This is a genomic window from Halanaerobium polyolivorans, from assembly GCF_020711195.1.
Classification (GTDB): Bacteria; Bacillota; Halanaerobiia; order Halanaerobiales; family Halanaerobiaceae; genus Halanaerobium; species Halanaerobium polyolivorans.
On sequence record NZ_JAJFAT010000005.1, the window covers coordinates 102,311 to 114,694 of the forward strand.

Below are 12,384 nucleotides of genomic sequence, written 5' to 3' on the forward strand. Positions count from 1 at the left end.
TCCTCCTTATCTATGATCTGATTATTGCTTCTTTACGCCCTGGTCCTACACTAATTATTTTAGCTGGAACTCCGACCAGTTCTTCTATTCTTTCTATATATTTTTGAGCATTAGGTGGTAGTTCTTCATAAGTTCTACAACCTGATATATCCTCATCCCAGGCAGGCCAGCTTTCATAAATAGGCTCATAAGGAAGCTCACTTTCTAAATAAGGTGGGAATTCTTCTACCTGCTTATCACCATGCTGATAAGCAGTACAAAGTTTAATTTCTTTTAATCCAGACAGCACATCTATTTTAGTTAAAGCTATTTCGGTTAAGCCATTAACTCTCACAGCATGTTTTAAGATTGGAATATCTAACCAACCACACCTTCTCGGTCTACCAGTAGTTACTCCATACTCATGTCCTTTGTCTCTCAGAAATTCTCCCCACTTATCTTTAAGTTCAGTTGGAAATGGCCCCGCTCCAACTCTGGTTAAATAAGCTTTGGTAACCCCTATCACATCATCAATAGTTGTTGGGCCCATACCTGTACCTGTACATACTCCCCCAGCAGTAGGATTAGAAGAAGTTACAAAGGGATAAGTTCCATAATCTATATCCAGCAATGTGCCCTGAGCACCTTCAAAAAATATCTTCTTATTAGCCTGATGGGCCTGGTTCAATAAAAGTGAAGTATTAGTAATATAAGGTCTTAACTTTTCTATATATGGTTTTAAGCTTTTAATTATTTCTTCCGCTTTTAACTCTTGAGCATTATAAACATTTTTTAAGATTACATTGTGATAATCAAGAGCTTTTTCTAGCTTTGCTCTTAATCTGCCTTCTTCAAGCAAATCAGCAATTCTAATCCCTCTCCTGGCAGTTTTGTCAGTATAGCAGGGGCCTATACCCTTACCAGTTGTCCCAATTTTATCATCACCTTTTCTTTTTTCCTCTAAAGCATCCAGTTTTTTGTGATAGGGCATAATTACATGGGCGGTTTCAGAAATATAAAGGTTTGCTAAAGAAATATTTCTTTTTTCAAGACCTTCCATTTCTTCTACCATAGCCTCAGGATCAATAACTACCCCACCACCTAAGACTGATTTTTTATCTTCATATAGTATTCCTGAAGGAATAAGATGAAGTTCAAATTTTTTATCACCAACAATTACAGTATGTCCGGCATTATTACCTCCTCCATACCTAACAACCAAATCTGCTGTTTTAGCCAGCATATCTGTAATTTTACCTTTACCTTCATCGCCCCATTGAGCACCTACAACAATTTTATTCGACATCTTTTCGCCTGAAAAAAATCAGGCTTCCTCCTCTCATTTATAAGAGCTAAATTTTAATTTACTTCTCAATACTTGCTGCTCCATTAAAATTAATTTTTTTCTTTCTCTGTCTAATTCTATTTTATCAAAATTTTCTCCAAAGTGCATCTTTTTAATCAATTTAAAAGATCTGTTCTTTTAAATATTTTATCTATGTTTTTTAAATAGGCCTGCCAGTCAAAAATATTTGCTAATTCTTCTGCAGATAAATGATCCCTTATTTCAGGATCATTAGCGACTAACTCCCTGTAATCTTTTTTCTCTTCCCAGGCAGTCATCGCATTCCTCTGGGCCAGCTCATATGCTTCTTCCCTACGTAATCCCTTATCAACTAGGGCCAGCAAAAGTCGCTGTGAAAAAGTCAAACCCAAAGTTTTTTCCAAATTAACCTTCATATTATCTGCATTAACAACTAATTCTTCCATCACAGCTTTAAACTTAACTAAAATATAGTCCACTAAAATAGCACTATCAGGTAAAATTACTCTTTCTACCGAAGAATGAGTTAAATCTCTTTCATGCCAGAGATTAATATTTTCCAGAGCAGGAACTACATTGCCTCTTACAACTCTAGCTAATCCGCTCAAACGTTCACAGACAATAGGATTTTTTTTATGAGGCATTGCTGAAGAACCTTTTTGGCCTTTACGAAAACCTTCTTCAACTTCTAAAATATCTGTTCTCTGTAAATTTCTAATTTCTGTAGCAAATTTCTCTATAGAAGCTGCTGTCAAAGCTAATCTCTCCACAAAATCTGCATGACGATCTCTCTGTAAGATTTGAGAACTCACAGCAGAATTTTTAAGCCCTAATATTTCACATACTCTTGCTTCTATTTCGGGCTCTATTGAAGAAAAACTTCCCACTGCACCTGAAATCTGTCCAACAGCTACAAAATCTAAAAGCTGTTCAAATCTTTTTAGCTGTCTGCCAATTTCCTGATACCAGGTTAAAAGCTTAAGACCCCAAGTTAAAGGTTCTGCATGAACTCCATGGGTTCTCCCAACCATAATTGTATCTTTATCAGCCAGAGCTTTTTCTCCTAAGAGCTGATGTAAGTCTTTTAAATCTTTAATGATCAATTGACAGGCCTCTTTCATCTGGACTGCCCTTGCAGTATCTTTGATATCAGAAGAGGTCAGTCCTTCGTGAATAAAACGCGATTCATTTCCTAAAGGTGCAGAAATTGCTTCGATAAAAGCTATCATGTCATGACGGGTTTTTGCTTCAATTTTTTTGATTTCTTCTAGGTCAACAACAGCTTCTTTTTCGATCTTTTCTGCAGCTTCGGGGGGGATTTCTCCCTTTTCTGCCCTTGCTTTTAAAACTGCTATCTCTATATCTAACCAGATCTTATACTTGTTTTCTTCACTCCATATTTTTTCCATCTCTTTCCGACTATATCTTGACAGCATAAATATCTTCCTCTCTTCTCTGCTTTTGCTATTTCTAATTTAAATATAAAAAATAAATATCTACCATATTTGAGCTTTAAAGCCCTTGAAAGACAATTAAGTTAAGTTAAAAATAATATTGCCTCTTTTTCAGTTTAATATTAGCAGATGCAGTAGTTGGTGTCAAGAATGACAGCTGATTAGAATATTATTTATTTTAATTGTATTTTTTGCTTAAAAAAACTATAATATCTGATATAATAAAAATAAGTGTTTTTAAAAGTCATTAATATAGGTGATAATATGGAGGAGAATTTTTACAAAAAAAATATAGATTTAAGTGAAAGACAGAGTAGACAGACAGTGACTATTGCTGATACCCTGCTAGAAAAAGGCTTATTACGTAATTATACTGGTGACGAATGTAAAATCCTGCTTTATCTTTTTACCCACCGCCGAAAAGAAAATATTGCAGAAATAGAACTTCCCTTAGCTGCTGCAGGATTGGGCATTGAAATGGATAGTTTAAAGAAATCTTTAAATTCCTTAATTGATAAAAAGGTTTTAAAAACAGAGGCAAGCCAAAACTCAAAATTTTTAACTTATAGATTAAAGCTTAATAATTTAATAACTGAAGTTAAAGAGAAAACAGAGATAAAAAATGAAGCAGAAGTTTCAGCTCAAGAATTAAGGAGACAGGTTATACAATCGAAGGCAACTTCTGAATCAGAAATTGCTGCAGCCTTGATTTCATTTATTCCTCCTGAAAACAGAAATATTCACAGGCGAGAAGAAATAAAGGGCTGGCTTAATGATTTTGAATTAAAAATGTTGAAAGAGCTGATTAGAAGGGTAGATAAATGGCTGCAGAGAGAAGGTGGCGGCGATTTCATGGTCGGTAGTTTTTCATATCTGCGCAAAATTGTTCAAAGCTGGTATGAAGAAGAAATAACGAGCTATGAAAAGCTACAGCAGCAGGATAAACTGTACAGAGAAACCAGAGAACTAGCTAAAGCTTATGGTATTAATGCTTTTTCTTCAAACACAGCCCAACTTAAGACTTTTCAGAGTTGGTTAAGTGGTGAACAGGCTTTAAGTAAAGAACTTGCTCTAGCTGCAATCCGAGAAGCAGTCCGCCGCAAAAGAGATGGACAGCCCTCATTGAAATATGTTGAAGATAATTTTATCAATCCTATCAAAGAACTTAATATCAACAATCTGGCTGATTTTAAGCGCTGGCTGCAAAAAGAAATGGATAATAATGCTGGAGAGGCTGATCAAAGAGATCAGAAAACTGCAGACAAAAGCAATTCCGAAAAAAAGCAAGCTAAGGAGAATAAGAAATCAAAAAATGCAAAACAAGCAGCCAAGAAAAGCAAAAATGATTATAAATGGAAAGATTTTTTCATAGATTTTGATAAATACAAAGAATAAGAAGGGGGATAAAATAATGCCATTTAATTTTAAGGCAGAAAAATATCAGGGAAAAGCACGCGAAAAATATCTAGAAGCAGAAAAGAGAATCCAAAAAATTCATTCTAAATATCCTGATATAAAACAGGCTTATGAATGCCTAAACTCCCTTAAACGTGAATATTCAATGCTTAAGGTAGGAATTTTTAAACATAGTGAAGAAGAAAAAAAATCGGTAAATAAGCTGAAATCTGAAATTGAACAGTTAGAAAAACATTATCAGGCTTTACTTAAAAAGCATAATGTTGATCCTGATTATAGAGAGGCTAAATTTGACTGTGAAAAATGTCATGATACAGGACGTATTTATAGAAACAATCAATATTTAATTTGTAGTTGTGCCAAAAATGATTTGAGGAAGAAAAAACAAAAAAATGGAAATCTGCCTCCTCATCTAAGAAGCGCAAATTTCAATAAAGCCAATCTTAATTATTATGAAACAGATAAAATAACAGATAGTGGGATGAATTATCGTGAAAATGCCCAAAAAATTTACAGTATGGCATCAACTTTTGTGCAGAGGTTTAATCCGGAAAATTTTAATAGAGGTATGATAATTGAGGGCCCTATCGGAAGTGGTAAATCTTATCTTTTGGGTTGTATAGCAAATGCTCTAATTGACAGAGGTATTCATTTTCGATATATAGTCTATTCTGATCTGCTGCAGCAAATCAGAAGCAGTTATAATCAGGAAAACCCAACAACTGATGAAAAACAAATTTTAAGTACAGTCCAACAAATACCGGTACTTTTAATTGATGACCTTGGTACAGAAAAAGCAAGTGAATTTGCTGCTTCAACCCTTTACCAGATCATAGATAAAAGATATAGGGATGAAAAAGCCATAATTTTAACAACAAATTATTCAGTCAGAAATTTAAAAAATAGATTTCCGGTGATGGGAGAAAGAATTTTCCAGCGTTTATTAGAAATGAATAAATACGTGGAATTAGCTGGAAATGTTAGAGTCAAAAAAATAGAAGAACAACAGGAGGCCTAAAAATGTCAGCTGATATCAGAAGTATTAAAGCACAGGAAGAAGACCGCTACAGCAAAAAAGAATATCAATTACTAGGCATCCTGCTGCAGTATCCAGATAAAATTGATGAAGTTGCCGATGTTTTAGAAACCAAGCATTTTCTAGATCCTCAGGCTCAAATAATATTTGATCTGCTTTTAAAACAGTACCAGCAGGATAATAAAATATCAAGAACTAAACTATTAATTGATCTCCAGGGTCAGAATGCAGTCACCAAAGCAGAAGAAATTATCGAAAGATTAACTTCAGGTTTCAATACTGTTGATGAACTTAATCCAACTATAGACCTAATCAAAAAAGATTATCAGCGTTCTTTATTGAATAGGGCATCATCTAAAATCAAAGAACTAACCCAGTCAGATGATCTCTCAATAGATGATTATCAAGCAAAAGCTCAGGAAATAATCTTTCAGGCAACAAGTGAAAGCAATGATCTGCAAAAACATATCTATAGTATGGAAGAAGCTTTAATGGAATCATTTTCAAATTATATGGATCGCAAACATAAAAAAGCAGATGTAGGTTTAAGGAGTGGATTCATTTCTCTAGATAATTTAATTGGCGGTTTTAAAAGAGGCCATTTAAATGTTATAGCTGCTTCTACCTCGATGGGTAAAACAGCTTTTGCAATTAATATTGCGAAAAATGTCCTAAAAAGGAAGGCCAAAGTTGCAATTATTTCACTGGAGATGGATGCTACCGAGGTTATGGATAGAATGATTATTCAAGAAGCCCAGGTTAATGGCTGGAAATATACTCAAGGTGAAACAAATGATCAGGAAGATAAAAGAATTTCTAAAGCCCTGGATAATCTTCATGAAATGCCTTTAATGATTTCTGATGAACGTGGTTTAAATACCGCTCAAATAAGGGCCAGGCTTCGTAAGTTTAAAGCTCAATTAGATGGAATCGATCTTGCAGTTATAGATTATTTACAGATGATTCAGCTGCCCGATGAGCACGCCCAAAATACTGCAAGAGCTGTGGGACAAATTGTATTACAGCTGAGAAACCTTGCTTCAGAGCTTGATATACCTGTTATTTTAATCTCACAGATAAGTCGTAGCTTTACCAGTCGGACTGATAAAAGACCAGTGCTCTCAGATCTTAGAGATTCTGGTAATATTGAGGAAGTTGCAGATGGAGTAATCTTTTTATATCGACATGCTCACACATCTGCTAAAGCCCGTGAGGAAGCAGAAGCAGAAGGTACCGAAAATGATACAGATGTTATCATTGCCAAACAGCGTACAGGTCAAACAGGCAGCATAAAATTATATTTTGAAGAAGAATTTATTCGTTTTGTTGATCCAGAAAATCTCTCTCTAGAAGGAACGATGCCTCATGGCTAATTGTGACAGCCTTGATTTAAAATTAATATTATCTTTTGCTCAATCATATAAAGAACTCTATCAAAGAGGAAAAATTAATGAAGATCAATTAAGACAAGTCTTAGACTTAATTGATAATTATCAAAATTTTAATCCTGATGAATTTACAGCTGAACTAAAAAAGATTTTTCCAAATAGCAGCTTTTAAAATATAATTATTAAGCAAAATAAAAACTCCCCTCTTTTGCCAGAAAAACCACTAATAGCAAAAAGGGGAGATTTGTTATCTAAAATCAAGTTTTAAATATCATAAGTTTTGTCTTCTTTATCAGCATTTTGTTCTTTTGTAAAGGGTTCAGACTCAGCTTCATAACTAACATCAATATGGCTTGGCTTTTCCGGAATAATTGCCCAAGCCACAATGTAAGCAATAAGTCCAGCTCCAGATATAAAAATTAAAATTACAGCAATTAATCTAATCAAGGTTGAGTCGATCCCGAAATATTCTCCTATTCCACCACAAACTCCTCCAATTTTTTTGTCTTTTTTTGAACGATATAACTTTTTCAAACTAACCACCTCGTTTTAAAATTTTAAATGAATATTTTTTTTGCATTGTTATATAAACTATAATATAATTAACCTAGTAAAGTGCTAGGTTTTATTCAGATTTTACTAATTTTTTTAAAGTAATTATCAGCTCAACCAAGGAGGTGTCAAAATGGAAAAAATGCCTAAAGCCCTCAAGTTATTCTTGCTTTATGCTTTAGTTCAGTTAGTATTTCATACCATAGGAGAATATACTATCTGTGGTATTTTTTATACAATGGAAGGCCAGGGTTTTTTAGAACACCAGCTCTTAATGTTTTCTGCTATAACAGGTGATGTTTTTATTGGCCTGGGTTTATTTCTTATCCTAGCCTTTGTCAATAAAAGAAGTGACTGGTTTTTAGATAAATGGGAGAGAAAAGATATAGTAATCTATTTATTATATTCAATTTTAATTTCTTTTTATTTTGAAATTCATGCCCTACATACTAGTCGCTGGGGATATCAAACCGATATGCCCTTAGTGCCTGGTACTCCAATCGGACTGGTTCCTGTATTATATTTAATAATAGTCTTACCACTCGCTTTAATAGTAACTAAGAAAATTTACCAGAGCAAATTTGCCTGATTAAATTTCCAGCCAAATAAATTTTGGCTGGTTTTTTAACTTAAAAAACTTTAAAAAGTATAACTTAAAGTCAATTCTAAAGACTTTCCTCCTTCAGCAAGTAGTTCATCTTCACTACCAAAAGGAATAATCCCCCTCAACTCTAAAAGCAAATCACTGCTAAATAAATAAGAATAATTTGGTATAATTAATGTACTGCCATCACCTAAGTAACTAACAGTAATAATTCCAATTGAAGAAAACTCATCTGGTTCAAAAGCAATACTGCTGTTAAATAATTCTACTTTTCCTGCAGCACCATTAGAGCTCAAAAAATCATTTTCACTTTCGCTAATCGGATCAAAAAAACTGAAATCTCTAATCTCATCTTCAATACCACTTATTCTTAAATATTCTCCCTGCAGCCTAATTCTCCTTCCATCTAACATTGAATAACTGTAATCTGAACCAATTTGATAAATATTGTAATCTATTTTTTCATTTTGCCATTTAGCAAGAGATGAGTAAACACCAAGTGGTCCTAAATCACCCTTGGCAGTTAAAGCAAAACGATCAAGATCTCCACCTTCTCCATCAGAAGGATCTTTTACATAATTAGCTGTTAAATCATAACTTCGCACATTGCTTCTGCCTCTCAATGCCCATTTATTATTATCTGCATCAGTATCAGAAACAACAAAGGTTAAACCACTGCCCCAGCCAATTGGATAATATAATTCTATTCCATCTACAAATTTAGCCCTGCTCTCCTCCTCTAAAGCTTCTGCCCCAAGAGTATAGTCAGCTGGATTAAGCAAAGAACCAAAAGCCCAGGAAACCGGTTGGCGACCAAATTTAGCTGTAAAAGGGCCTAAATCTTTGCGCAGATAAAGCCTTTTAAACCAGATTTCTGCCTCAGCTCCATCAACCACAATAACTGCTCTATTTTGCAGGTCTACAGCTGCATCATATGGTAATAGCATTTCTAATTCCAACTCTGTTCTAAAATTGCTGTCTAAAGAAGAGTCCTGATAGATTAAATTGCTGATAAAGCTAGCCTTACCACCAATTTCAACTGCAGAAACAGCTTGATTCCAAAAAAAGAAAATAAGCAATAAGAAAAATATTATCCCAAGAACTATAGCTGCTGAACTCAGCCTCTGATTTTTATGCTCGGCTTTTTTCATCAAAAACACTTCCTTTATCTAAATCAACTTTTTAACAATTGCTTCTTTCTTTTAACAAATATTCATCATTTAAGCTTAATATTAATAAAGCACTAGCGCAAGCGCTGTAAGGTAAAGATAGCTTCGGGAAGTTCAGCATTAAAGTCTATTTCATTTATAATAAATTCTGTGCTTGTGTTTTTCCGCAGCTTATTTTCCATAACAGAATGCACTGGATACCAGCGTCCATCAATTTCAGCCATCTCTATTAGTTCAAGCTCTTTTAATAATCTACCACTTTCTGTATAAAGTTCTTCTCTCAAGCCCACAAATCTTTCCCGGTCGATCCAAACAATCCGCCTATAATAGCTTACTTCTTTACCAGGCACTTTAACTCCTTCCAGCTTATAAGCAGGCCTACCATTATATTCTTCTATCCCTAATAATTCAAAATGATAAAGGTCGGTCAATTTATCCGATTCCAGCATATCTTGATAGGAAAAGTCACTGCCCATCATCCCCTGTTCCAACATATGGCCTGATATTTTGACCAAATCTTCTGCTTCGGGAAAAAACATCCAAAGGTCATCACCTCGTTTTAAAAATTTAGTTCCCCGATCACGGGGATTAGTGAACTCAGCTAGAGCATTTGTCTGATCCTGCCAAACCCTCATTGCTTTAATCTGTTCTCTCCCACCACTTTTAATAATCATTTGTGCTTCTGAATAAGCAGTTATTATATATTCATTATCATCTCTTTTATTAATTATTTCTTCAGCACTTAACTCTACTTCATCTTGAGCATCAATTTCATTTTCAGTCACTGTTTCCCCAGTTTTTTCTGCATAATTTATATCTTCTGCCAAGGCCTGAGCAGCAGACAGCATTAGAAAAAGCAGGCTGAGCATTAAAATTAAGGCTGTTACTTTTAAAATTTTAGCTCTATCAAAAACTAATCTCATTTGATCACTCCTTAGTTGTTAAGCCAAATAATCACAAATTAGATATCTCTTAAAGCTTCTGTGGGATCCATATTTGCCGCTCTGTAAGCAGGAATAATAGCAGTTAGGCTTGTAATTACAATTCCTAAACTGAAGCCAAAAATTAAATGCTCTAATTTAAAATTAGGATAAATTATTGTTGTCATTAATATATCCATATCTTCAATTGCAGTTCCATAATTAATTCCAATGTCAGATAAAAAATAAGTTAAAGTACCACCTGCAATAGAACCAATAAAGCTTCCAATTACCGCCATTGCTCCACCTTCAAGAATAAATAGTTTTAAAATATCTTTTTTCTTGAGTCCCAGAGCACTCATCATTCCAATTTCTTGAGTACGTTCATTAACTATCATAACCATTGTATTAATTACAACAATAGAAGCCAGCAAAAGCAGAAAAATATAGATGAAGTTATAAATTCTTTCTCCAACCTGTAATAACTGAATAAAAGAACTGCCTTCTCGCCATTCTTGGGCTAAATAACGTTCTCCTTCATTGGCAGATAGATAATTTTTAACTGCCGGTAGATAATTAATAGCCTTATCCCTATCATCTGTAACTAATAATAGCTCAGTACTTTCTTCTTCTAAATAAAGCAGATGCCTAGCTGTGTCAATTGGCATAAAAACTAGATCTTTATTTAGCAAAGGTAGATTGCTTTCAATGCGACCAACAATATCAAACGTCGCTCCCTGAAAAGAGCTGTAAGCAGTATTAAATACCATTGTTACCCGCTCACCAACATTTTTATCTATCCGTCTTAATAGTTCTGTTCCCATTACAACTTCTCTATTACCACTGCTGACCATCCGGCCCTCTACCAATTCTCTTTCTAAATTAGTAAATTTCAATTCTTTTTGACCATCTACTCCCCAGGCCATCATCTGTACAAGCTCTTCTTCTGTGCTAACTGCTGCCCCAAATTTCACTCTAGGAATTACCATTTCAATTCCTTCTAATTTGAGCAGCTCATTCTCCATTTCACTTAAAGATTTATTAGCAATTCCATCCACAGTGTAGGCTAAAGACAAAAGTCTTTGTTTTTGCTCATATTCTTGATCCATAATTTTAATATGACCTGTATCATAGTGAATATACATTGAATAGCTTGATTCTATCATTCCATCAATTAATCCCCTTGCAAAAACAATCACAATCACCGCAAAAGCAATAGCTAAAACTGAGACAAAAGTTCTTAACTTATTTCTAAACATATTTTTTAAAGCTATATTAATCAGAAATTTCATCAGCTAACCTCCTTTAACGGTGATAAATTGCTTTAATAGGATCTTTACGAGCAGCCCATAATGCCGGAAAAATACTGGCTAAAATCGAAACAAATAAGCCATAAGAAAAAACAAAAACAAAAGAAGCTATACTCCAACCAGCATAAATAGTTCCACTAACCGGAAAACCATAAGTTATCTCTCCTCCACCAGCTAAGGTGCTCATATCTATACCATAATGATTAAATATATATAGGCCAATAGCTCCCATGATCAAGCCCATGATTCCACCTATCAAACCGATCCCTGCAGCTTCTCCCATGAAAATATGAACTATCTCTTTTTCTCTCATTCCCATGGCTTTCATCATTCCCAATTCTTCCATCCGTTCTAAGGCAGAAAGAATTACTGTATTAACTATTCCAACTGCTGCAATAGTTAAAATTATAGCTAGGACAATCTGAGTCTCAATCTGCTGTAGTTCCAACATATAGATTAAGTTTTCAGAAGTACTGCGCCATGAATATGCTCTTAGAGGATCATTCAAGGCTGGATTCAAGTCTTCAACAGCAGTAATACCACGTTGGCGTTCTTCCATTCTCAAAACATAATGACTGATTTGATCACCAAGATTTAAGGATGCTTGAGCAGTAGAAAGTGGTATAAAAACAGTGCTGTCATTCAGACTTGGATGAGGAGTGTTAAATAGACCAACTATTTCTCCATCAATTGTATTAAATGTCTGTTCTGCTGTTCTAATCAACATGATTCCATAATCACCAATTTCAAAATCCATCAAATCTGCCAGTCTAGCTCCCATAATAATTTCTCTGCTTCCAGCTGTTGGCATTCTTCCTGAAATAAGATGTTTTTCTAAATCAAATACAGCTGGATCTTTGCCTGGATCAATACCTACTCCTTTTACAGGTAATTCGTCAATCCCATTATTAAGGTTTACGGAAAAATCAAGTCTTCTGGTATATGCTTCTAAGCCAGCTGTAGCTTCAATTTGCTCTTCTATCTCTCTAGTAGGTGTAAGTAAATTTTTCAAAGGAAGTTCATCCCTGTCTGCAAAATAATTGCGATCTGTAATTTGAAGGTGGCCACTATCTAAATTAATTATATTAGCAAAAGATATTTCCGTTAAGCCCATCATCAAACCTTCTATCATAATATAAACTAAAATAGCAAAAGCAATGATCAAAGCAGTAATAAAAACTCTTCTTTTATGCCTGCTTAAATTTCTAATAACCAACCTTGGGAGGAACATT

At 34.3% G+C, this 12,384-nt stretch carries 12 protein-coding genes; 5 read left to right on the forward strand and 7 right to left on the reverse strand.

Translation table 11 applies throughout. The features are described from left to right. Positions 1–10: 10 nt before the first annotated feature. A complete protein-coding gene (locus LJ207_RS04985; RefSeq protein ID WP_229344659.1) occupies positions 11–1,285 on the reverse strand; it encodes an adenylosuccinate synthase in 1,275 nt (424 codons plus the stop codon). A 155-nt stretch (positions 1,286–1,440) separates the two neighbouring features. Next, positions 1,441–2,739, reverse strand: coding sequence for an adenylosuccinate lyase (purB, locus tag LJ207_RS04990; RefSeq protein WP_229344662.1), 1,299 nt, complete (start codon positions 2,737–2,739; stop codon positions 1,441–1,443). Positions 2,740–3,021: 282 nt separating this feature from the next. On the opposite strand from purB, the gene LJ207_RS04995 reads away from it, so the two are divergent. The 4 genes from LJ207_RS04995 to LJ207_RS05010 are packed head-to-tail and all read left to right on the forward strand — an operon-like array spanning position 3,022 to position 6,769. Beyond that, entirely contained in the window at positions 3,022–4,152 is a 1,131-nt protein-coding gene (locus tag LJ207_RS04995) for a DnaD domain protein (protein WP_229344663.1), read from the forward strand. Between the two features lie 16 nt (positions 4,153–4,168). Further along, positions 4,169–5,191, forward strand: a complete 1,023-nt coding sequence (locus LJ207_RS05000) for an ATP-binding protein (RefSeq protein ID WP_229344665.1) — start codon at positions 4,169–4,171, stop codon at positions 5,189–5,191. Between the two features lie 2 nt (positions 5,192–5,193). Continuing rightward, on the forward strand, positions 5,194–6,582 hold the full coding sequence (locus tag LJ207_RS05005; RefSeq protein ID WP_229344667.1) for a replicative DNA helicase: 1,389 nt from the start codon (positions 5,194–5,196) through the stop codon (positions 6,580–6,582). After that, positions 6,575–6,769: a hypothetical protein gene (locus LJ207_RS05010; RefSeq protein ID WP_229344669.1), complete on the forward strand. Its 195-nt coding sequence runs from the start codon at positions 6,575–6,577 to the stop codon at positions 6,767–6,769. Before LJ207_RS05005 ends, LJ207_RS05010 begins: the two co-directional genes overlap by 8 nt. 92 nt (positions 6,770–6,861) lie before the next feature. Here LJ207_RS05010 and LJ207_RS05015 read toward each other — a convergent pair whose 3' ends face one another. Then, a complete protein-coding gene (locus LJ207_RS05015; protein WP_229344670.1) occupies positions 6,862–7,131 on the reverse strand; it encodes a PspC domain-containing protein in 270 nt (89 codons plus the stop codon). A gap of 151 nt (positions 7,132–7,282) precedes the next feature. Between LJ207_RS05015 and LJ207_RS05020 the strand changes: the two genes are divergently transcribed. Next, positions 7,283–7,738: a hypothetical protein gene (locus LJ207_RS05020; RefSeq protein WP_229344672.1), complete on the forward strand. Its 456-nt coding sequence runs from the start codon at positions 7,283–7,285 to the stop codon at positions 7,736–7,738. A 50-nt stretch (positions 7,739–7,788) separates the two neighbouring features. Here the strand turns inward: LJ207_RS05020 and LJ207_RS05025 are convergent, their stop codons facing one another. The 4 genes from LJ207_RS05025 to LJ207_RS05040 form a co-directional block, all read right to left on the reverse strand. Further along, positions 7,789–8,904 (reverse strand): hypothetical protein, encoded by a 1,116-nt coding sequence (locus LJ207_RS05025; protein WP_229344674.1) that lies wholly within the window; start codon positions 8,902–8,904, stop codon positions 7,789–7,791. A gap of 92 nt (positions 8,905–8,996) precedes the next feature. Then, complete coding sequence (locus tag LJ207_RS05030) at positions 8,997–9,845, reverse strand: outer membrane lipoprotein-sorting protein (RefSeq protein WP_229344676.1); 849 nt, start codon at positions 9,843–9,845, stop codon at positions 8,997–8,999. Between the two features lie 38 nt (positions 9,846–9,883). After that, positions 9,884–11,134 carry an ABC transporter permease gene (locus LJ207_RS05035; protein WP_229344678.1) on the reverse strand — a complete coding sequence of 417 codons (1,251 nt, stop codon included), beginning with the start codon at positions 11,132–11,134 and terminating at the stop codon, positions 9,884–9,886. Positions 11,135–11,147: 13 nt separating this feature from the next. Further along, positions 11,148–12,383, reverse strand: a complete 1,236-nt coding sequence (locus LJ207_RS05040; RefSeq protein ID WP_229344680.1) for an ABC transporter permease — start codon at positions 12,381–12,383, stop codon at positions 11,148–11,150. Position 12,384 lies beyond the last annotated feature (1 nt).

Coding starts and splice junctions, on each gene's coding strand:
- LJ207_RS04985 (WP_229344659.1), bottom strand. CDS start 1,285: ATGTCGAATAAAATTGTTGTAGGTGCTCAATGGGGCGATGAAGGTAAA.
- purB (WP_229344662.1), bottom strand. CDS start 2,739: ATGCTGTCAAGATATAGTCGGAAAGAGATGGAAAAAATATGGAGTGAA.
- LJ207_RS04995 (WP_229344663.1), top strand. CDS start 3,022: ATGGAGGAGAATTTTTACAAAAAAAATATAGATTTAAGTGAAAGACAG.
- LJ207_RS05000 (WP_229344665.1), top strand. CDS start 4,169: ATGCCATTTAATTTTAAGGCAGAAAAATATCAGGGAAAAGCACGCGAA.
- LJ207_RS05005 (WP_229344667.1), top strand. CDS start 5,194: ATGTCAGCTGATATCAGAAGTATTAAAGCACAGGAAGAAGACCGCTAC.
- LJ207_RS05010 (WP_229344669.1), top strand. CDS start 6,575: ATGGCTAATTGTGACAGCCTTGATTTAAAATTAATATTATCTTTTGCT.
- LJ207_RS05020 (WP_229344672.1), top strand. CDS start 7,283: ATGGAAAAAATGCCTAAAGCCCTCAAGTTATTCTTGCTTTATGCTTTA.
- LJ207_RS05025 (WP_229344674.1), bottom strand. CDS start 8,904: ATGAAAAAAGCCGAGCATAAAAATCAGAGGCTGAGTTCAGCAGCTATA.
- LJ207_RS05030 (WP_229344676.1), bottom strand. CDS start 9,845: ATGAGATTAGTTTTTGATAGAGCTAAAATTTTAAAAGTAACAGCCTTA.
- LJ207_RS05035 (WP_229344678.1), bottom strand. CDS start 11,134: ATGAAATTTCTGATTAATATAGCTTTAAAAAATATGTTTAGAAATAAG.
- LJ207_RS05040 (WP_229344680.1), bottom strand. CDS start 12,383: ATGTTCCTCCCAAGGTTGGTTATTAGAAATTTAAGCAGGCATAAAAGA.